Genomic DNA, 19,653 nt, shown 5'->3' with positions numbered 1-19,653 from the left:
GCGGTCGCTTTCGTGTCATCGCATCCTAACTGGACGGCTTCAGCCTGACGAACATGTAGCGCGAATTGCCCCAGTTCGGCACGGGATTAGTGTAGGAATTCTCCGAGGTCGGAAAGCCGGTCCAGTAGGTCTGGTCCATCGCAGTGAATACGTTGTAAGCCATCAGCGGTATGGTGGGCATCTCCTTCACGGCGAGCTTGACGTACTCCTTGCCGAGCTCGATCGATTTCGGATCATCGAAGCCAACCGTCCGGATCTCCTCGATGATCTTGTCGAGCGCGGGATTGGACCAGCGCTGCCAGTTGCGGAGCGGCTGCGGTTTGCCTGGCTCGGCGACGAACTGCGAATGCCAGCTGTCGAGGAAGTAAGACAAGTCCTGGTGGCCACCCCAGGTTTCGACGCTCCAGCCGATGAAGGTGTCGAAATCGCCGGCGGCCCGTCGCGTGGGCAGCGTCCCCTGCGCGACATCGATCTTGGCGTCGATACCCGCCTGCTTCCATTGCTGTACGATCATCGTTCCGGCGCGGGTCATCACTGGACGTAAATCGCCTTCGACCATGACGCGGACGCTGAACGGCTTTCCGTCGGGCGTCACCCAGGTGCCACCTCGCTTGCTGAAGCCGGCCTTCTCCAGAAGTTCCTGCGCCGCCTGCGGATCGGTCTTCCACCAGCCCCTGCCGAACGCCCTGGCGATCTCCGCGGGATCGGATGGGATCTGTTCGCCCATGGAAGGCCGCAGCATTTCAGCGATCTGCTTGCCGATCGCGGGATCATAAGGCTTGATCTTGCGCTTGCCGGTATCGATCTCAAAGGCCTTGAGCCACTCCTCCATCGGCCCATGATAGGTCGCCGGATGAGTTCCGGTCGGCGGCACGCCGATCGCCGATATCGTGGCGGCACCGCGATAGGCTGCCATCGCGACGGCCTTGATATCAATCAACAGCGCCAGAGCCCATCGCACATCCGGATTCTTGAAACTCTCATTCTGGGTGTTGAAGATCACGGCGGGAAGAGTCGGATCGGGGTGACCATAGGGAAAGCCCTTGAACCATGCCCGCGTCGCCTTGCTCTGCTTGGCCAGGGCAAACATGCCCTCCGGCGCGATATCGTGGATCACGTCGAGCTCGTGATTGAGCTGCGCGATCACCCGCTTCTCGGGCGGGCCAGGATCGACATAGGCGAGGTATTTCGGACCGGGCTTGCCGAAGCGCGCCAGCGTGGTGCGCTGCCAGTCGTCCCGCAGCTGCCAGATGTACCACTTGCCGTCCGGATCGTAGCTATGCAGCACGTAGGCGCCGAGAGAGATCGGCTTGTTGAAATCGAATTTGACGGGATCCTCGACCTTGTCGAAGACGTGCTTGGGCAGGATCCAGACCGCCCCCCAGCGCACCGTGAAATTGGCGTGGAAGCGTGAATTGGGCTTCTTGAGCTTGAACACGACCGTATGGGCGTCCGGTGCATCGACGGATGCAACGTTGCTCGCCAGCACCGCGCTGAAGCGCATACCCGGATTCTTGATCTGGGTCGTCACCGTCGAGACGACATCGTCGGCGGTGAATTCGACCCCGTCGCTCCAGAAGATGCCGCTGCGGAGCTTGACCGTCATTTCGGTAAAGTCGGCGTTGTATTGCGGCTTGTCGGCAGCCAGCGAATTGTCCCAGACACCGTCGAGCCCGCTCTCGGGATCGATGTACCAAAGCGTGTCGAGCGCGACCTGCTGCAGCCCATTCGACTGCGATCCGGCATTGATCGCCCAGATGTTGAACCAGCCCGCGTTCTTGACGGTTCCTTCCGGATTTTCCAGGATCAGCAAATCCCTTCGCGGGATGTTTTGCGGAATGCCCTGCGCACGGCTCGGCGCCGCCAGCGGGACCAGCAGCGAACCGAGCGCGCAAGCAACCAGCAGCAATGCTCGAATGCAGCGCATCCTGTCCTCCGGCACGGTTTGCCTCAACGCATGTTTTGGCGCGATGCTAGAGGCGCCAAAACCGTTGAACAACAGAAATCTTGAGCCGCGGGGAGGACGAACTGCACGCTCTTTTGGCTGTGCGGCTCCGCCTAGGGTGGGACCGTCAGCATGGGCCGCTTTTCGAATTTCGTCATCCGAGCTGTATCAGCCGCGTCGTCAGAATGGTGGCTGAGTAAAACACCTCGCTGTGCCTTGCGGACCACCATGCGACGGCTTCCTGGACGCGCACGGCTCCGAAGAGGTCCCGCAAAAATATCGAAAACAACCCCATGCAAAGGAGTCGATGACCATCGGCGGCGTCTTCGTATTTTACGAAAATGATTGACACGTCGGGCAAATCACCAGCATTATGCCATCGTCGCAGTGCGTGGGTCGGTCACTAGGGCCGGCGCTCGAACTGCGCGCCAACTAGCGCAGACGATCTCTTTGTCTTGACTTCACGAAATTTGCTGAATTGGTCATGCGCGATATGCGGCAGGGCCAATCGAGGGCCGACGCGTTCGGCCTGCCCTCGATACGTTCCCCTTTGAACCCACTGCTCCCGCGGTTCTAGCAGTCCGTCGCCTTTTTCTGGGACGGTGCGGGCTCAGCCGCACCGGCCGTCGCCTTCTTTGATTGTTCAGTTGGCGCGGGACGGGTCTGCTCGACCATGCCTGCCGTCCTATCCGGTGACTGCGCGGAGGGTGCGGGCCGAGTCGTCGTCGATTGCTCGGCAGCGGTAGGTTGGCTCTGCATCTGCCGCTGCGCGTCTTCCGACGACGTTGCGGTATGCTCCGATGCTTTGCTCATCGAAGACGTCGGCGGATGCTGCTTGGAATCGGTTGCTGTGGAGCCGGTGGTTTGTCCGGTATAGCCCGGGACGTTCCCTGATCCTGCATCGCGGCTCGCCGTGTTGCACGGACCGGCCACCGAGCTGGTACTGAAGGCGAGCACCGCACCCAAGATCATAAGTCTGTAAGTAATCATAGCCCTTCTCCTTGGTTGGAGTCTTGGACGGTTGAACGATGGTCTGGGCCTTCTGTTCCGAGCGCGTGAGAGCAGCGCCAACATTAAGGAGTGGCTAAGTTCCCCGGCTAAAATTGCATGGAGCGTTCAGCGCACAGGAGAGCATCTGGCTCAAGGTCGCATATGGGTCATTCGCGTCGGTTTGGCGTCCCATAGCGGCGTCCAGTTAAGCGAACATATCCGGCACCGGCGTGAAAGTCCCAGACGGGCCAAGACGAGACTCATGAACCGCAGCAACTAATCAATCTTTATGAGCGGATTTGCCGGCGCAGCATCAAGAAGCGCACTCAGCGACAAACAAGCCGCCGCCGCGTTGAGAGCGGCGACTGCTTTTCTTTGCGCGCTCACATGGCCGCGACTGTCGCCGCGTGGTGAAGAAAGTTAGCGGTAGCGCCAGCTTCCGACGCCATCAGTTAGATGACGCTCCTGTTTGCGCAATTCATCAACCAGACGTTCGAGGTAGGGCGGCAGAGGCGAGATTTCGGGAACTAAGTCCTGCTGCAATCGGTCACCCACCTCGTCACAGATCGACCGGACAGTTTTACGGTCGATGTGCTCGGATATTCGGCTATGGGATTCCATTTCGCGACATCTCGATTAGGCCCCACGATTAACTTAAGTTACAGGATCGAAAATGGTTTCGCTGAGAGAAAATGGTTTCGCTGAGAGATGGCGGTGGCTCGAGTTACGTCTGGCAGCCGACCGAATGTGCTGCGGAACTTGGAAACCGCGTTGAAGGAACGCTTCCTTCAGGTTGACGTTTTCTTTGGCAAGGCAGGACGACACGTCGAGAGGTGGAACGATGCCCCGCCCTGACGAACGCCCCACTATAGACTGCCGCGTTTTGATCATTGAGGATGAGTACATTCTCGGAGATGACCTAGCGAACGCGATCCGATCGCTCGGCATACATGTGATAGGGCCGGTTACCGAACTCTCCGACGCGATGTCTGTCGGACATGATGGCTTTGAAGTCGCCGTGATCGATATCAATCTGCGAGGAAGTTCGGCCTATCCAATCGCCGACGAACTCCTTTGTCTCGGCAAGCCGTTTATCTTCACGACTGGCTATGGTGCCGAGACCATTCCCCAGCGCTTCCGGCATGTGCGGCGATGGGAGAAGCCGTATGAGCTTGAGAAAGTCGCGGCTGATGTCGCCGAGCTATGTTCCCGACAGCTTCAGCCTGTGCTTTAGCTGTGTAGAGGCAGTCACCTCCGGCATTGATATTGCCTTGGTATGATCCGTCCAAATGGTTCGCGATGTACCGATTGGCGATGTCGCAGGTCATCGTACCGCGGGTAAGGACGCCTGCGGTGCGCTCATGGGGCCGCAGTGATTGTCGGCCCCGTGAGCGAGGTGTTGCTGCTCGGCGTGCCGTGCAACGCTTCGGCACCTCGGACTAGCATTCTGCATCCTGGCGAGGCCTGTTCTTTTCGCGGGGCCGCCGCTGAAGAAGCAGCTTCGCACGAAGCAGGCGGACACCCACCCGTTTGGATTCTGGCAGACGCAGGAAGCCTAGCCGTGAAGCTGCGTTGCGCGATCAGACACTTTCGATCCGGCTTCCGATATGGCTTCGAACTTGGCGACGCGCTGATCGAGGCGCCACAACTCGATGCGATAGAAGCTCACCAGCGCCTGGGCCTGACGCTTGGCATCCTCCTCGCTGTTACAGACGAGGTTGATGCAACCGAAGACGTGGCCGTCGGCATCGACCTGGAACGCCCGGTAATGTTTCATGATCTGCCCTCTCCTTCCCAGCGCCTGCGAGCCGCTGGCGCGGTCAGCCAATCGGTCAGACTGGAAGCCATTTCGTCCTGTTTGGCGCGCCGAAGCAGCATCTCTCGCTCCTTGCCGGCCGGAAGGCGGCGGGCGCGCTGACGGGCATTTTCGGCTGACATCTGCAAACGCTCCTGAAGCGAATGCGTCTGTTTGGTTCGACTGCGTTTGGCGGTCATCTGCATTCACGAATCCTCGGATGGAAGGGAATCGGGCCCCGGCCGGAGGCTCAGAGCGCCGGGGCCGATTCCCCGCCGCACCGGGGGTGGCCCGGTGCAGGAACTGTTCCTAGCTTCGGAGCGGAACCTAGTTCCGGCATTTCCATAGGTTAAGGCTGAGGCGATTGTTGCTGCCGCCAGGTGAGGTGCTGCACTGCGATGCAATGAGGGGGCGTACGCTCGCGGTTATCGCCAGCGCAGGCGCGTGTTTGGGCGCCAACTATTTGCGGCGGTAGAGTTGCAAATAGCTCGGCGAGAACAGCGCGGCGTCCTTGAGGGCATCGAGATCGTTGATGGTCAGCGTCCGCTCGCGCAGCACGATCAGGCCGGCGGCGCGCAATTCCTGCACGGTGCGATTGAGATGGACCACCGACAGGCCGGTGGCATCGGCCAGATCCATCTGCGTCACCGGCATGATGCAGGAATTGCCGTCGATCATCCCGACCGGACGAAGCCGCTCGAAGATCTCGCAGAACAGATGCGCCACGCGTTCCAGCGCGACACGGCGGCCGAGATTGATGGCCCATTCGCGCTGGATTGCGCTGTTCACGAGCGTCTCGCACCAGAACGCCTCCGCGAGCGAACGGTCGCTGGCGACCAAGGTCTCGAAGCGCGCACGCTTGATTTCGGAATAGACGACCGGCGTCAGAGTCGCGATGGAGTGATCCATCACCGCCAGCAGGAACGCATGCGCGTCGCAGGTCTCGCCGGGAAAGATGAAGTTCACGATTTGGCGCCGCCCGTCCTCAAGCGTCTTGTAGCGGCAGAGCCATCCCGACAGCACGATGCGAACGCTGTCCACGGGATCGCCCTCGGAGATCAGATCCTCGCCCGATCCGGCGCGCTGCATCCCTTCGAGGACAGCGTGCTCGAGCGAAGCAGACGCCTGAGCCGACAAGGTCCGCAGCGCATTCAGCCTGCGGATGATCGGCTCCGTCACGCTTCGATCGAGTGTCGACACGGGCATCAGTTACCCACCGCCGGTGTGTGGAACGTGCGCTTGCTCAGGGGGATGGTGATCGTGCATTGGAGCCCCGAAGGGCTGAACGTCATCGTCGTCTGCCCCTTGAACTCGAACGCCAGCGTGCGCTCCAGAAGCTCGGTGCCAAAGCCTTTGCGCGGCGGCGGCGTAACCTGCGGCCCGCCCCGCTCGCGCCATCCGAAGACCAGCTCCGCCGGATTGATGGTCTCATCCAGGCGCCAGGAGATCTCGATGCGCCCGGTGGGCTGGCTCAAGGCTCCGTATTTCAGCGCGTTGGTCGCGAGCTCGTGGATGGCGAGCGCAAAGGTTTCCGCGGCCTTGGGCTGGAAACGCGCCTTGGGGCCGGAGACCCGCACCTGCTCGCCTTCGCGGGCGTTGTAGGCCAAAAGCTCCTCGACAACGAGATATTCGAGATCGACGCCGCCTTCGGGATCGCGGGTCACCAGTGCCTGGGTGCGGGCGAAGGCGTTGAGCCGACCGTCGAGATGGGAGGCATATTCCTCGACGGTGGTGCTCGATTCCGCGGAGCGGCGCGCGATCGACCGCACGACCCCGAGCGTGTTGCGGACACGATGCTGGAGCTCGGCGAGCAGCAGGCGCTGCCGCTCCTCGGCGCGGGTGATCGCGGTGACGTCGATGAAGGTGATAACGACGCCAGCGATGAAATTGTCGATGCTGCGATAAGGCAGGATGCGCACGATGTAGCGCGTGCCGCTGTCCGGCGCGGTCAGCTCGCGCTCGGCGCTGGCCAGCGTCCGCAGCACGCGGCGGACATCGTCATAGAGCTCCTCGATCGGGATGCGCGCCTTAATGTGGGCGATGGGTCGGCCGACGTCGGTTTCGACCAGATGGAGCACGTGCGTGACCGTCGGCGTGAAATTCATCACCCGCAGGTCGTTGTCGAGGAACACGGTCGCAATCTGCGTGCTCTCGAGGAAATTCTTCAGATCGCTCGTGGCGCGGGTCAACTCCTGCACCCGGTGCGCCAGCTCGCCATTGACGGTAGTCAGCTCCTCGTTGACCGACTGCAACTCCTCGCGCGAGGTTTCGAGCTCCTCATTGGCCGATTGCAGCTCCTCGTTGAGGGACTGGTACTCCTCGTTGGAGGATTTCAGCTCCTCGTTGGTGCTCTCCAGCTCCTCGATGGTCGCCTGCAACCGCTCTCGGGTCGCCCGCAGCTCGCTTTCCAGCCGCTCGACGTGCTCGGTGCGCACCAGCGCATTGGGGGTGCTCTGATTGACATCGATCACCCGGACGGGGCCGTCCTTGAACAGGACAAGGAAATTGCGATGGCCGCCGGCGCCGTCCTGGATCGGCTCGACCGTGATGTCGACCAGCACGCGGTTGCCGTTCAGCCCAAGCTGCACCTGCTCCGCATGGGCGGCCTCGTTGGTCTCCGCCGCGCGGCTGAGGGCGGTGCGCAATTCGAGCCGGAGATCGCGGTGCACGAGCTGGAGCAAATCGAGCGTGGCGGCGCCCGCGGTCGGCTCAATGTAGCGGCCGGTGCGCCCCGAAAAATGCAGGATCTGGAAATTGTCATCGGTAATGACATAGGCGGGCGCGTAACGCTCCGCGATGCGTTGAGCTCGGCGCTCCAGACCGACATCGGGGCCGAACGAGCGCACCGGTGGCGCCTCGACCGGCACCCTGCCCGTCGTGGTCGTAATCGGAAACTCCGGGGGCAGCCGCGTTCCGGTCTCGAGTTTCTTGAAGATGCGGGCGCGGCGATCGATCGGCGCGAACAGCTTTGGGTGCCGCGTCACGTTCTCGGAATTGCCGAGAAAAAGATAGCGGTCCGGCAGCAGCGCGAAATGGAACAGCGGGATCACCCGGTTCTGCAATTCGGCATTGAGATAGATGAGGAGGTTGCGGCAGGAGACGAGGTCGAGCTTGGAAAACGGCGCGTCCTTGATGACGTTGTGCTGCGAGAAGATGCACATCTCGCGCAATTCCTTCACCACGCAATAGGTGTCGCCCTCGCGGACGAACCAGCGCGCCAGGCGCTCACTGGTCATATCTGCCTCGATGGTGGTGCGGTAGCGGCCGACGCGAGCGGCCGCCAGCGCACGACCGTCGATGTCGGTCGCGAAGATCTGGACCTGCGGCGCGGAATCGAGCCGCGCCATGTGCTCGCGCAGGAGGATGCCGATCGAGTAGGCCTCCTCGCCGGTGGCGCAGCCGAGCACCCAGATGCGAACTTGCTGGCCCGCACTCTTGCCTTCGAAGATCTTCGGGATGATCTGGCTCTCCAGCACCTCGAACTCGCGCTTGTCGCGGAAGAACTCGGTGACGCCGATCAGGAGGTCGTTGAAGAGATGCTGGGCCTCGTCCTTGTCGTGCCGAAGGAAATCGACATAGGCCGGAATCTCGTCGATCTGGACCACCTGCATGCGCCGCTGCACGCGGCGGAGGAAGGTGTTCTGCTTGTAGCCGTGGAAATCGTTGCCGGTCTTGTTGCGCAGGATGTCGGCGATGCGCGACAGCGAGGTCGCGGCCGCCGCCAGCACCTCGTCGAAGCCCTGCTTCTCCTCGAGGCGCCGCAGATGGCGGGCGTAGACCTGGATGTGCTCGGGGATGTCCTCGGGCGGCAGCACGTAGTCGGCGATGGAAGCGGGCGTGTTGCCGTCGAGCAGATGCTCGGACTCAGGGGGCGCTGTCTTTTCAGCGATGGCAAGACCACCGTGGTCCTTGAGCGTGGCGGTGCCGAGCGTGCCGTCACCGCCGGTGCCGGCCAAAATCACGCCGATAGACTGCTCGGCGCGCTCTTCGGCGAGCGATACCAGGAAGCTGTCGATCGTGGCACGTTCGCCAGGTGCCTGCTCGGCCTTGCGGATCGCGAAACGGTCGCCCTGGATCGTGGTGATCATCGCTGGCGGGCAAAGATAGATCGTACCTCCCTCGATGGTCCCGGCGTCACCGATGTCGGCGACCTTGGCGCCGTTCGAGCCGCGAACGGCCTCGCGCAGCCGGGCCTCGTCGAAGGCCTCGTGATGCTGAAGCGCCAGCACGATGGCCTGATCGCCCGCCACGGTCAGCTTGGCAAAGAAGCGCTCGATGCTGTCCAGGGCGCCGGGCGATGCGCCGACCCCGATGATCAGCGGGGACTTGACCTGACGCTCTCCCTCGACCGGCTGGTCGCCGACTTCATTCATGGCTCTGGTAGCTCTCATTGGCTGGCCGGGAGCGACGGGCGCCCAGCCCCTCCAAATAGCAAAAACTGATGTTACCCCAACAGGTCAATGGTAGAAATGGCGCTCGCTCAGCCGGTGGCCGAACGTCGCCAGTCCCGGCGGGAAGCTCATCTTCGCTGGTGCAGCAGGAACCCGCGATGCAATGTCCGAAGAGCTCGCGGCCCTGGTCAGGCTCGCCAGCGCAACCAGGTGCCGGCTGCTCGACGAGAACATCGCTGGCGCCGCAGCGTCGAGCATGTTCGAGATCGGTGCGAACCTGAGAAGACCGCCCGTCAGCCGCGGCCCTGCGGCGCCGGATCAACCTGCTCCCGAAGATAGATGACCCGCTGCTCGATCAAGGTGCGGTGGCGCTCCCACTCGACCACGGTCTGCTTGAGGAGCTCGACGAGCCGCTCCGCCTGGCCGGTGTCGTGCCCGCCGGCCGTGAGGTCGCGCACCCGGTCTTCCTGGTCGCGAATCCGCTGCCAGCCCTCTTCGATGTCCCGATCGGCCTTGACGAGAAGACGCTGCTCGGCGTTGAGCTGCTGAGTACACTCGGCGAGGGACAGGGCCATGGGATGCCTCTAAGACTCCCGTTTGCGAGCCGGAGGATCGAGCGATTGTAGCACGACGCGCCGGATCATGTCGGCATTTTCGCGATATTCGGCCGCCCGCGCCTCGTACATCTCGGCGACCGCAGACCGGCCGTTGCGCCTGCCGTCGCGAGCCATGCGCTGCACCAGCTCCGCGCGTTCCTCGATGATGCGCAGCGCGACCCGCATGGCTTCATCCACGCGTCCCTCCTGCTCCCTGGCAAGGGCATCTGCGGTATAGGCATGACCGACCTGGCAGCGGAAACGCGTCGGGACCGATCCCTTGACCTCGGACAGGACGCCGCCACAGGCCGGACAGGTCAGCGCGACTGGATCGGCAAGCGAGGTTAGACTGTCGCTTCCGATCCGGTCGCCGGCGGCGATCTCAACCTCGAGCCTGATCTCCGGCGGGATCGGCAGCGCGTGCCCGGCGGGTTCTTTGACGAGATCGGACAAGACGTCGCCCACGGCGGCGCCGGGCATGCAGAGATCGATGGTGGTTGCCTCCATGGCGCGTCTTGGCATCTCTTCGGAGATGGCATCCGAAGGATCCTGGACGACGGTCGTCCCGCCGCAGCGCTTGATGGCGTTGAGACCGGCCGAGCCATCGGACAACAGGCCGCTCAGGAGCACGCCGATCACGCGCGGACCGTGGTGCAGTGCCGCCGAACGAAACAGCGCATCGATCGCCGGCCGCACCATGTTTTCGCGCGGGCCGCGCCCAAGGACCACATGATCGGCCGAGAGCAGCAGATGGTGGTCAGGCGCCGCCAGGTAGACGTGGCCGGTCTCGATTTTCATTCCGTTCTCCGCCTGCCGGACCGGAAGCTTGCTGGCGCTGCTGGCGACTTGGGAGAGGATGCCTATGCCCTGCGCCGGTATGTGCAACACAATGAATATGGCAGCTGGCAGGCCCGCCGGCAGGCGGCCCAGGATCTGCTTCAACGGCGCGGTCGCCCCAGCCGAGCCCCCGATGACGATGATGTCGTGGTTGCTCATGGAACCGACCTTCGCTTGCATCGTTTGCACCAAGGCGCCTCCCCGGCTTATGTTCCTATCTGCCCGGAGGGAGCGCTGGAGGCACCATGTCCGCATCGTCCGCGTTGTCCCGTCAACGCATGCCGCTTGCAGGCCGCCGTATCCTCGTGGTGGAGGACGAATATTTCCTCGCCGATGACATCGGCGAGACGCTCCGCACCCTCGGTGCCGAGATCGCCGGGCCCGTCGGACACCTTGAGGACGCAGTCGAAATTCTGCGCGATGGCAGCGTCCTCGACGCCGCAGTCCTCGACGTGAACCTTCGCACCGGGATGATCTTTCCCATTGCCCGCGAGCTCAGAGCGCGCCAAGTGCCGTTCGTCTTCACCACGGGCTACGACAGAATCTCAATCATTTCCGAGTTCCAGAATGTGCTGCTCCTGGAGAAACCGATCGACCTTGCGGCGATGGCCCGGAAGCTGACTGCACTGATCGACAATCCGCGGATCTAACAAGCAACGGCGCATGATCACCCTTGCGCCGCCGATCGTCACGAGATGGAAAGACATTGGATGATCTACGCACCCAACCACGCGCTGGACACCAAGCTGCTGGCGACTTCGCGCGAGCTGGTGCGCGAGGCCCTCGCGCTGCTGCGTAACAGCGATCACCTCGTGAGTGGCCTGCGCCTGCGTGACGAGCTGGGACGTCGCGACCTTCCGCCCAGCGAGGGTCAGCCGTCCGGACGTAACGTCCGACCGTCGCGCTCACAGCAAGTTGACAGCTAGAATAGATGAGCGATGGCCAGCCAAGCGGTCACCGCGAGGCATAGAACAACCGCGGCGTAAGGCAGCGCGACGCGCAAGATAACCTCCCGCCCTTTCAGCTCAGCATCATCCAGACAATTGCGCCCGTCATCACGAGAAAACCCGTAATGGCAGTTGCAATGAAGGCCTGTTCCACGCGATCCATCGCCATGGCAGCCCCCTTTCCAGCCCGATCAGTGTGATAGGCTGGGTCGCCCTGCGCATTAGGGTATGTGAATCGGCCGCTTCTACTTTTGTCCGCGGACGCGAGCTAAGGCCGCGCCGCAGCAGTTGGCAGCGATGCGCCGCTACGCGTTTAGCTATTCCCGCCAGAATTTCGCCAGCTCCTCCGCCGTCACCAGATCCACCTGGCCATGGAAGCGGTTCGCGCCTTGTAGCGCGAAGCGATCGCGGTGATCGCAGGCAAAACCTCTCCATCCAGGGCGTTGCCCAAAGCCCGCCGGGAGCGAAAATGTTCTGCCTGTCGATGCAGGGGTGAACGCGATGTGCTCGGCCGTGACGCTTGCCTCGCATCACCAGGGAATGAAATCCGAAACGCGACTGCTTCTTTGTCTTTGGACAGCGAAGCACGCCGCAAGCCAAAGCAAAATTTGCCGGAATGAGACTGCGCGGCTTGCCGGAACGAAGCGCTCCTGGCCCGCTAAGTCATTGAAATCATTGGAGCGGGTGAAGGGAATCGAACCCTCGTATTCAGCTTGGAAGGCTGCTGCTCTACCATTGAGCTACACCCGCATCGAGGATCACCTAACACGGCGCGCGGGGCTCCTCAACCGTCCAGACCCCGCCTTTTGGGCATTGCGAACAGGCCCTGTTCCGTCGCGCGGTCTCGACTTATATTGAGTCTCCCGAAACCAACGAAAGGAGGTGATCCAGTGTCTTATCTCAAGCGCTGTCACCTCGCTGGGATCGCCCGCTAGGCTTTGACGAAAAGCCTGGCAACGGGGCGCTCTCAGCCCTGGACCAGCGAGACAACAGATCGGGCGCGACGGGGTCTTCCCCGCCGCGCCTTTCCTTTTTCGCGCACATACTGGTCTTTTGCGCTCCTCGCGGGATCAATACGGCAGGCTGCCCGTCAGCACTTCGCGGATCTTCTGCGACAGTTCCGACTTCCGATAGGGTTTTCTCAGCAGCGCCACACCGGGATCGAGGTGGCCCTCATGCACGATGGCGTCGTCGGTATAGCCTGACGTGTAGAGCACCCTCACATCCGGACGTCGCTCGCGGATCGCCTCCGCCAATTCACGTCCGTTCATGCCGCCGGGCATGATGATGTCGGTGAACAAGAGATCGAACTTGACGCCCTGCCCCACCAGCGCGAGCGCGGCCGCACCATCGCTGGCAACCAGCGTCCGATAGCCGAGACTGCCGAGCTGGGCGATCACATAGCCCTGCACCAGCGGATCGTCCTCGACCACCAGGATCGTCTCGTGTCCGCGCGCCGGGCTGGGCGCCGCCACGGGCCCGGCCGGGCTCGCCGTCCGACCGATCGAGCGCGGCAGAAACAGCCTCACCACCGTGCCGCGACCTTCCTCGCTCTCGATCACGACCGTGCCGCCGGTCTGCTTGGCGAAGCCGTAGACCATGCTGAGCCCGAGCCCGGTGCCCCGGCCGACGCCCTTGGTGGTGAAGAACGGCTCGAACACGCGGTCGCGGATGTCGGTCGGGATGCCATGACCGGTATCGGCGACCGCGATCATCACGAACTCGCCCGGCTCCATCTCGCGATCGCCGGACTCGCCCGCGCCGTCGAGCACGCGATTGGCGGTCTGAAGCGTGAGCTTGCCGCCGCCCGGCATGGCATCGCGCGCGTTGACGGCGAGATTGACGATCGCCGAGGAAAGCTGTGAGGGATCGGCCATCGCGAACCACGCATCGTCGGCGAGCTCGGCGTTGATCTCGATGTGCTCGCCGAGGATCGGATTGAGCAGCCGCGCGGTCTCGACCACGAGGCCGTTGACGTCGATCTCTCGCGGATCGAGCGGCTGGCGCCGCGCGAAGGTCAGAAGCTGAGAAGTGATCTCGGCGCCGCGCGTCGCTGCCTCGTCGATCAGCTGCGCGATTGCGGCAAGCTGCGGCTTGTCGGCAAGACCTTCCTGCAGGATCTCGATGGTCCCGGTGATGACCGTCAGCACGTTGTTGAAATCATGCGCGACGCCGCCGGTGAGCTGGCCGATCGCGTCCATCTTCTGCGATTGCCGCAGCCGCTCCTCGGTCTCGTGCTGTTCGGTGAGGTCGGTGGTCGAGCCGCGATAGCCCAGGAAGCGGCCGTCAGCGTCGAACACCGGGCGGCCGTTGACGCTGAAATGCCTGATACGTCCGGCGGCATCGCGGCCGCGATACTCGAACTTGCGGAACGGCTCGTGGCGCTCCAGCGCCGCCATGTGGTCGCGCCATTTCTGCGGCTCGGTCTCCAGATCGATTGCGCCGTCGGGACGCCGCCTGCCGACCACGCGATCACGCAGCATCCCGAAGGAGCCCGCGCGATCCGAGATATAGGTGAACACGTGATCCGGCCCGGTCTCCCAGAACCAGTCGGACGCGGTTTCCGCGTAGTCGCGGAAGCGCTGCTCGCTGCGCCGCGCATCATCCTCGGCACGCCGCCGGACCTGGAGATCGCGTTCGAGGTTGACGTTGGCGAGCCGCAGATCGCCATACGCACGCTGCAGGCTCGAGCACATGGCGTTGAATGCGTCGATCACCTTGTCGAGCTCGTCGAGCTCGTGCGACGGCCCGCGCTCCAGGTGCAACGGCGGCTGCTGCCGCGCCAGCGTGAATTTGCTGACGAACTCGGCGATGGCGACGAGGTGCCGGGTGACCAGCAGATGGAACATGTAAATAATGAAGAGCGAGACGAGGAACGTCTTTGCCGCCTGGCTCGCCAGGATGATCAGGGCACGGTTCAGCAATTGCCTGTAGACGTCGGTCAGCGTCGCCTCGACATGCAGCGTGCCGATCCTGTGCTTCTCGCCTTGCGAGACGTAGTCGATCGGATAGTCGCGGGCCACGACCGAGCGGCCGCCGCTGTCGCCGACCACTACCCGAAGCGGATTGGGGCGATCGGCGAATTCGCGAATCTCGACAGCCTGGATGTCCGGCAGCCGAAGGATGCCGTTGAGCTGGAGCTCGAGCTGGTTCCTGTCGAGACTCCACAGGCTTTCGCCAAGGCTGCCGAGATAGCTGCGGCCGATCTCGTTGAGCCGTGTCTCGATGATGGCGACCTCGCGATGGTAATCCAGATAAAGCTGAAGCGCGGTCAGGGTCAGAGTCACGATCGAGGAGAACAGGAGAACGGCGGCAAGCAGGCGCAGGCCGATGCCGCTGCGGAACCAGGAGAAGACGCGGGGCAGCAGGAACCCGATCGCCCCCCCGATTCGCGGCAGATCCTCATTCGCAGCCGCCGGCGCGATCGCGCGGCCGCGATTGGGATCGTGCTCACCTGCGTTGCCCATGCACTCCCCCGAGATGGCGGCGATCCTGCGTCGGCCCACGGCGGCCGCCAGCAGTCCGACAGTTCGACCTCCCCTGGAAGACCAGACCCGCTCGCGCAGCCTCCCTGCCATATCCTGGACGATTCATCGTCTGTGGGGGGCAATTTTTGCGCCCAGCCGCGGGACGCCTGCACAAATTAGCACCGTGCGTGCTAAAATGACACCGGTGAAAGTGCGGAAGTCGGCCGCGTTCCAGGCGGCCGATGGCCGCGGTGATTCGCGGGGACGCAATCACCATCTGCGGTAGATCGTACCGATTCCTGAATTCGGTGGCAGCAGGGCGAGCGGGGAGACGCATCATGTGGCGGATAGGTCTGGTCGGCGCGCTGCTGCTGTTCGCTTACCCTTCGCAGGCGCAGTCCGTCATCCGGCTGGCGCGGATTGCCAACATCCCCGACCAGTATGTCGGCGGCGAGATGCTGCGCGCGGTCTATGCCCGGCTGAACATCAAGCTCGAATTCGAGGACGTGCCCGGCAAGCGGGCCCTCGCGCTATCGAGCGCCGGCGAGCTCGATGGCGAGATCCAGCGCATCGGCACGCTGTCCAAAGACTACCCGACGCTGGTCCGGGTCTCGCCCGCGATCAACTATATCGAGCCTGCGGTCTTCACGACGAAGCTTCGTTTCGATGTCGCCGGCTGGGATTCCATCAAGGACTACAGCATCGGCATCGTGCGCGGCGTCGGCTCCTCGGAGAACGGCACGCAAGGATTTGGGCGCGTCACTGCGACCACGAACCTGGAGAGCCTTATCCAGATGCTGGACGCCGATCGCTTCGACGTGATCGTCACCGACCTTTTCAGCGGGCTCGCCGCGGTGCGCAAGCTGAACCTGCAGGCACGGGTCTATCCGCTTTCGCCGCCGCTCGAACGTATCGACATCTACCACTATCTGCACGAGCGCCACCGCGACCTCGTGCCCAAGGTCGGAAAGGTGATCGAGGAGATGACCGCAAGCGGCGAGCTCGCCAGATTGCGCGCGGAGCTCGTCAAGCAGGTGCTGAGCGAATCCTGACCGCTGAGGCTCATACTTTTCCGGATCTAGCTTTAGAATCCGCAGACGTTGCGCGGCCGCTTGCCGCGACGGCTCTCGACGATCGGCTCGCCGCCGTTCAGGATCGAGCTGCCGTAGTAGCGATGGTGACCGGCATCGTCGTGAAGATCTGCCGGTTCTGACGGCGGCGCGCGCCGCGCATCGCTGATGATCTTGATGGTCCGAGCTGACATTGCCGCCTCCGCCGCTGCCTGTCGTGTTCTTCGTCGCCATCAGTCGCGATCGCGGGAACCCACGTTCAAGGCGAAGCCGGACAATCGGGTTTCAAGACGGTTTCGCTGCCCGCGTGATCACGCAATATTTCCTGATCGGCGATTGTCGGACTCATCGGCCGTCATACGTCCTTCGAACCGGCAAAGGTGCAAAACAAGCGAGGTGACGATGCTCTACGCCATCCTGGCCTATCACGTGGAAAGCGAGGTCATGTCCTGGACGAAAGACGAGGATGCCGCCGTCATGGCGGGGCTTCGCAAGGTCCGAGAACCCTTGAAAGCCAAGGGACATTTCGGGCCGACGGCCCGGCTCGACGGCACCGCCAAGGCGCGCACGCTGCGCGGCCCCGGCGCAGGGATAGTGCTGGATGGCCCCTTTGCCGAGACCAAGGAGCAGCTCCTCGGCTTCTACATCATGGAGTTTCCAGACGAGGCCGGAGCGATCGCGGCCGCGCGGGAGCTGCGCAAGGTCAATCCGAGCGCGGTCTACGAGATCCGCCCGATCAAGCTTTTCCTGCCGGCCGATGGGTTTGGCGCGACGGCCGCCGAGACTTGAGCGAGCACGCCGCCACTAAGCATCACTTGCCGGCGGCGCGCTGGCGAGGCGGCGGATCAGGAGTGCCCCGAAAGCGAGAAACCAGACATAGGCCGCGTATTGCGGCGCGACCGCCGCCACCGCCGTGCCGGGCAGGAATACGACGAGCGGAAACAGCGCCGCGACGAATTCATGGCGCCAGCCGCCGAACACCAGCCACCAAAGCCAGGCATTGAGGCCGGCGATCACGGTGAGATGCAGGCCGTAGAGGACGGCAACCGCATTGCTCATGTTGTAGTTGGTATAGAGCCCGTTGGTCACCGGCAGCAGGATGATCGACAGCAGGAATATCAGATTGAGCAGCACCACGTCGCGGCCGGCCTCCGGCTGGCGCGCAAGCCGGCGGTGATGGCTGATCCAGAACACCCCCGCGATGATGAAGCTCAGGATCAGGCCGCCGATACGGCCGGAATAGAGCTGGCCGAGATCGTGCCAGGTCGGCATCTCCTTGAACTCACCGGCCTTGGGCAGGTCGTTGGCGAGCAGCGTCATCGCCACGCCGAAGATGGTGTTGCTCAGCGATTCCAGCCGGCGCATCTCGAACTGGTCCGTCCTGAGGTCGGTCGTGACGTCGGTCATCTGCGCACCCCTCTCGGGGCTGGAACTCGAGGCCCCGTCCTGTCCCCTAAATCCTAACGCGCCCCCCGTCCAGCCGCATTGCGGATCGCCTCGGGATCGCAGAATCTGCGGCTTTCACTGGGGCGATTCGTGGCGGCTGCGACATATCTGGACACGCTGAATGCCGAGCAGCGCCGCGCCGTCGAGCATGGCGTGGCTGATGACAGCACCGTGGCCGGCCCTCTCCTCGTCATTGCCGGAGCCGGCTCCGGCAAGACCAACACGCTGGCCCACCGGGTCGCCCATCTGATCGTCGCGGGCGCCGATCCGCGCCGGATCCTGCTGATGACGTTTTCGCGACGCGCCGCAGCCGAGATGGCGGCTCGCGTGGAGCGTATCGCCAGAAAGGTGCTGGGCGAGAACAACGCCGCCATCATGCGCGACGCCTTGAGCTGGGCAGGAACCTTCCACGGCATCGGCGCGCGGCTGTTGCGCGAATATGCCGAGCGGATCGGCGTCGATCCCGCCTTCACCATCCACGACCGCGAGGATTCCGCCGACCTGATGAATCTGGTCCGGCACGACTGCGGATTGTCGCGGACCGAAAGCCGTTTTCCCGCCAAGGGCACCTGCCTGTCGATCTATTCCCGCTGCGTCAATGCCGAGATGGAGATCGAGAAGGTGCTCGGCCAGCATTATCCGTGGTGCGCGGGCTGGGCTTCCGAGCTGAAGCGGCTATTCGCGGCCTATGTCGAGGCCAAGCAGGCGCAGCACGTGCTCGATTACGACGACCTCCTGCTCTATTGGTCGCAGATGATGAGCGACGCGCTGATCGCGGAAGAGATCGGCGGCCGCTTCGATCACGTGCTGGTCGACGAATATCAGGACACCAACCGCCTGCAATCCACCATCCTGCTGGCGCTGAAGCCGGAAGGCCGCGGCCTCACCGTGGTCGGCGACGATGCGCAGTCGATCTATTCCTTCCGCGCCGCCACCGTGCGCAACATCCTCGAGTTCCCGCAAAGTTTTTCGCCGCGCGCCGAGATCATTACGCTCGACCGCAACTACCGCTCGACGCAGCCGGTGCTGGCGGCCGCCAATGGCGTGATCGGCCTTGCACGCGAGCGCTTCACCAAGAACCTCTGGACCGACCGCACCTCCTCGCACAAGCCGCAGCTCGTCGCCGTGCGCGACGAGGCCGAGCAGGCGCGCTACATCGTCGAGCAGGTCCTGGCCAATCGCGAGCAGGGATCGCTGCTCAAGCACCAGGCAGTGCTGTTCCGCACCTCCTCGCACTCCGGCCCGCTGGAAATCGAACTCACTCGCCGCAACATCCCCTTCGTCAAGTTCGGCGGGCTGAAATTCCTCGACGCCGCCCATGTCAAGGACATGCTCGCGCTGCTGCGCTTCATCGAGAACCCGCGCGACCGCGTCGCGGGCTTTCGCATCCTGCATCTGTTGCCGGGGGTCGGACCTGCAACCGCGCAGCGCGTGCTCGACCACATGGCGGAGAGCCCCTCGCCGCTTGCCGCGCTCACAAAACTTCCCGCGCCGCCGCGTACCGGCGAGGACTGGACCGCCTTCACCCGCACGGTCGAGAACCTCAGCTATTCCGAATGGCCGGCCGATCTCGAGCGCGCGCGACTCTGGTACGAGCCGCATCTCGACCGCATCCACGAGGATGCCGAGACGCGCCGCGCCGATCTCGTGCAGCTCGAGCAGATCGCGAGCGGCTATGTCTCGCGCGAAAAATTCCTCACCGAGCTTACGCTCGATCCGCCGGATGCGACGTCCGACCAGGCCGGCGTTCCCCTACTCGACGAGGACTATCTGATCCTCTCCACCATTCACTCCGCCAAGGGCCAGGAATGGAAGTCGGTATTCCTGCTCAACGTCGTCGACGGCTGCATGCCGTCCGATCTCGGCGCCGGCACGAGCGCCGAGCTGGAGGAGGAGCGCCGCCTGCTCTACGTTGCGATGACCCGTGCCAAGGACGACTTGCATTTGGTCGTGCCGCAGCGTTTTTTCACCCACGGTCAGGCCGCCTCGGGCGACCGGCACGTCTACGCCTCGCGCACCCGCTTCATTCCGGAAGCGCTGGTGCCGCTGTTCGAGCGGACGACCTGGCCGAAGGCACAAGCCGGCACGGCGCGGACCGCGGCGCAGGGGCCGAAGATCGATATCGGAGCCAGGATGCGGGGCATGTGGCGCTAATGCAGGACACGCGCA

At 63.4% G+C, this 19,653-nt stretch carries 17 protein-coding genes and 1 tRNA gene; 6 read left to right on the top strand and 12 right to left on the bottom strand.

Features of this window, described 5'->3' with window-relative positions:
• Positions 1-25: 25 nt before the first annotated feature.
• Complete coding sequence (locus tag QQL28_RS00425; RefSeq protein WP_284260065.1) at positions 26-1,927, bottom strand: ABC transporter substrate-binding protein; 1,902 nt, start codon at positions 1,925-1,927, stop codon at positions 26-28.
• Positions 1,928-3,776: 1,849 nt separating this feature from the next.
• Here QQL28_RS00425 and QQL28_RS00415 point away from each other — a divergent pair.
• Positions 3,777-4,169 (top strand): response regulator, encoded by a 393-nt coding sequence (locus QQL28_RS00415; RefSeq protein WP_284260063.1) that lies wholly within the window; start codon positions 3,777-3,779, stop codon positions 4,167-4,169.
• Positions 4,170-4,490: 321 nt separating this feature from the next.
• On the opposite strand, the gene QQL28_RS00410 is transcribed toward QQL28_RS00415, so the two are convergent.
• The 7 genes from QQL28_RS00410 to QQL28_RS00380 form a co-directional block, all read right to left on the bottom strand.
• Positions 4,491-4,712 (bottom strand): hypothetical protein, encoded by a 222-nt coding sequence (locus QQL28_RS00410; RefSeq protein ID WP_284260062.1) that lies wholly within the window; start codon positions 4,710-4,712, stop codon positions 4,491-4,493.
• Positions 4,709-4,936 carry a hypothetical protein gene (locus tag QQL28_RS00405; protein ID WP_431309551.1) on the bottom strand — a complete coding sequence of 76 codons (228 nt, stop codon included), beginning with the start codon at positions 4,934-4,936 and terminating at the stop codon, positions 4,709-4,711. The genes QQL28_RS00410 and QQL28_RS00405 overlap by 4 nt, the downstream gene beginning before the upstream one ends.
• Positions 4,937-5,189: 253 nt before the next feature.
• Positions 5,190-5,936 (bottom strand): Crp/Fnr family transcriptional regulator, encoded by a 747-nt coding sequence (locus QQL28_RS00400; protein ID WP_284260061.1) that lies wholly within the window; start codon positions 5,934-5,936, stop codon positions 5,190-5,192.
• Entirely contained in the window at positions 5,936-9,103 is a 3,168-nt protein-coding gene (locus QQL28_RS00395) for a CheR family methyltransferase (protein WP_284260060.1), read from the bottom strand. Before QQL28_RS00395 ends, QQL28_RS00400 begins: the two co-directional genes overlap by 1 nt.
• An 84-nt stretch (positions 9,104-9,187) precedes the next feature.
• Complete coding sequence (locus QQL28_RS00390; protein ID WP_284260059.1) at positions 9,188-9,379, bottom strand: hypothetical protein; 192 nt, start codon at positions 9,377-9,379, stop codon at positions 9,188-9,190.
• 35 nt (positions 9,380-9,414) lie between these two features.
• Complete coding sequence (locus QQL28_RS00385; RefSeq protein ID WP_284260058.1) at positions 9,415-9,696, bottom strand: hypothetical protein; 282 nt, start codon at positions 9,694-9,696, stop codon at positions 9,415-9,417.
• A gap of 9 nt (positions 9,697-9,705) precedes the next feature.
• Positions 9,706-10,713, bottom strand: a complete 1,008-nt coding sequence (locus QQL28_RS00380; protein WP_284260057.1) for a chemotaxis protein CheB — start codon at positions 10,711-10,713, stop codon at positions 9,706-9,708.
• A 119-nt stretch (positions 10,714-10,832) separates the two neighbouring features.
• Between QQL28_RS00380 and QQL28_RS00375 the strand changes: the two genes are divergently transcribed.
• Both QQL28_RS00375 and QQL28_RS00370 read left to right on the top strand, forming a co-directional pair.
• On the top strand, positions 10,833-11,204 hold the full coding sequence (locus QQL28_RS00375) for a response regulator (RefSeq protein WP_284260056.1): 372 nt from the start codon (positions 10,833-10,835) through the stop codon (positions 11,202-11,204).
• A gap of 60 nt (positions 11,205-11,264) precedes the next feature.
• Positions 11,265-11,480 carry a hypothetical protein gene (locus tag QQL28_RS00370; RefSeq protein ID WP_284260055.1) on the top strand — a complete coding sequence of 72 codons (216 nt, stop codon included), beginning with the start codon at positions 11,265-11,267 and terminating at the stop codon, positions 11,478-11,480.
• A 697-nt stretch (positions 11,481-12,177) separates the two neighbouring features.
• Here the strand turns inward: QQL28_RS00370 and QQL28_RS00365 are convergent.
• Positions 12,178-12,251: transfer RNA gene (locus tag QQL28_RS00365), tRNA-Gly, on the bottom strand.
• 320 nt (positions 12,252-12,571) lie between these two features.
• The gene (locus QQL28_RS00360) at positions 12,572-14,968 is read right to left on the bottom strand and encodes an ATP-binding protein (RefSeq protein WP_284260054.1); all 2,397 of its coding nucleotides are present in this window, start codon (positions 14,966-14,968) and stop codon (positions 12,572-12,574) included.
• 338 nt (positions 14,969-15,306) lie between these two features.
• On the opposite strand from QQL28_RS00360, the gene QQL28_RS00355 reads away from it, so the two are divergent.
• Positions 15,307-16,020: a substrate-binding periplasmic protein gene (locus QQL28_RS00355; RefSeq protein ID WP_284260053.1), complete on the top strand. Its 714-nt coding sequence runs from the start codon at positions 15,307-15,309 to the stop codon at positions 16,018-16,020.
• A 32-nt stretch (positions 16,021-16,052) separates the two neighbouring features.
• Here QQL28_RS00355 and QQL28_RS00350 read toward each other — a convergent pair whose 3' ends face one another.
• Entirely contained in the window at positions 16,053-16,232 is a 180-nt protein-coding gene (locus tag QQL28_RS00350) for a hypothetical protein (protein WP_284260052.1), read from the bottom strand.
• A gap of 208 nt (positions 16,233-16,440) precedes the next feature.
• Between QQL28_RS00350 and QQL28_RS00345 the strand changes: the two genes are divergently transcribed.
• Positions 16,441-16,827 carry a YciI family protein gene (locus QQL28_RS00345; RefSeq protein ID WP_284260051.1) on the top strand — a complete coding sequence of 129 codons (387 nt, stop codon included), beginning with the start codon at positions 16,441-16,443 and terminating at the stop codon, positions 16,825-16,827.
• Positions 16,828-16,842: 15 nt separating this feature from the next.
• Here QQL28_RS00345 and QQL28_RS00340 read toward each other — a convergent pair whose 3' ends face one another.
• Positions 16,843-17,445, bottom strand: a complete 603-nt coding sequence (locus QQL28_RS00340; RefSeq protein ID WP_284260050.1) for a TMEM175 family protein — start codon at positions 17,443-17,445, stop codon at positions 16,843-16,845.
• Positions 17,446-17,574: 129 nt separating this feature from the next.
• Between QQL28_RS00340 and QQL28_RS00335 the strand changes: the two genes are divergently transcribed.
• Positions 17,575-19,638: an ATP-dependent helicase gene (locus tag QQL28_RS00335; protein WP_284260049.1), complete on the top strand. Its 2,064-nt coding sequence runs from the start codon at positions 17,575-17,577 to the stop codon at positions 19,636-19,638.
• Positions 19,639-19,653 lie beyond the last annotated feature (15 nt).

It is taken from the genome of Bradyrhizobium iriomotense, from assembly GCF_030160715.1.
Classification (GTDB): Bacteria; Pseudomonadota; Alphaproteobacteria; order Rhizobiales; family Xanthobacteraceae; genus Bradyrhizobium; species Bradyrhizobium iriomotense.
This window is presented reverse-complemented; position numbering and strand designations above follow the sequence as displayed.

Excerpts from the sequence above, each read along its gene's own strand:
- QQL28_RS00390 (WP_284260059.1), bottom strand. The coding sequence starts at position 9,379 with ATGCTCGACGCTGCGGCGCCAGCGATGTTCTCGTCGAGCAGCCGGCAC.
- QQL28_RS00425 (WP_284260065.1), bottom strand. The coding sequence starts at position 1,927 with ATGCGCTGCATTCGAGCATTGCTGCTGGTTGCTTGCGCGCTCGGTTCG.
- QQL28_RS00345 (WP_284260051.1), top strand. The coding sequence starts at position 16,441 with ATGCTCTACGCCATCCTGGCCTATCACGTGGAAAGCGAGGTCATGTCC.
- QQL28_RS00385 (WP_284260058.1), bottom strand. The coding sequence starts at position 9,696 with ATGGCCCTGTCCCTCGCCGAGTGTACTCAGCAGCTCAACGCCGAGCAG.
- QQL28_RS00360 (WP_284260054.1), bottom strand. The coding sequence starts at position 14,968 with ATGGGCAACGCAGGTGAGCACGATCCCAATCGCGGCCGCGCGATCGCG.
- QQL28_RS00370 (WP_284260055.1), top strand. The coding sequence starts at position 11,265 with ATGATCTACGCACCCAACCACGCGCTGGACACCAAGCTGCTGGCGACT.
- QQL28_RS00350 (WP_284260052.1), bottom strand. The coding sequence starts at position 16,232 with ATGTCAGCTCGGACCATCAAGATCATCAGCGATGCGCGGCGCGCGCCG.
- QQL28_RS00395 (WP_284260060.1), bottom strand. The coding sequence starts at position 9,103 with ATGAATGAAGTCGGCGACCAGCCGGTCGAGGGAGAGCGTCAGGTCAAG.
- QQL28_RS00340 (WP_284260050.1), bottom strand. The coding sequence starts at position 17,445 with ATGACCGACGTCACGACCGACCTCAGGACGGACCAGTTCGAGATGCGC.
- QQL28_RS00415 (WP_284260063.1), top strand. The coding sequence starts at position 3,777 with ATGCCCCGCCCTGACGAACGCCCCACTATAGACTGCCGCGTTTTGATC.
- QQL28_RS00355 (WP_284260053.1), top strand. The coding sequence starts at position 15,307 with ATGTGGCGGATAGGTCTGGTCGGCGCGCTGCTGCTGTTCGCTTACCCT.
- QQL28_RS00405 (WP_431309551.1), bottom strand. The coding sequence starts at position 4,936 with ATGCAGATGACCGCCAAACGCAGTCGAACCAAACAGACGCATTCGCTT.
- QQL28_RS00410 (WP_284260062.1), bottom strand. The coding sequence starts at position 4,712 with ATGAAACATTACCGGGCGTTCCAGGTCGATGCCGACGGCCACGTCTTC.
- QQL28_RS00375 (WP_284260056.1), top strand. The coding sequence starts at position 10,833 with ATGCCGCTTGCAGGCCGCCGTATCCTCGTGGTGGAGGACGAATATTTC.
- QQL28_RS00380 (WP_284260057.1), bottom strand. The coding sequence starts at position 10,713 with ATGAGCAACCACGACATCATCGTCATCGGGGGCTCGGCTGGGGCGACC.
- QQL28_RS00400 (WP_284260061.1), bottom strand. The coding sequence starts at position 5,936 with ATGCCCGTGTCGACACTCGATCGAAGCGTGACGGAGCCGATCATCCGC.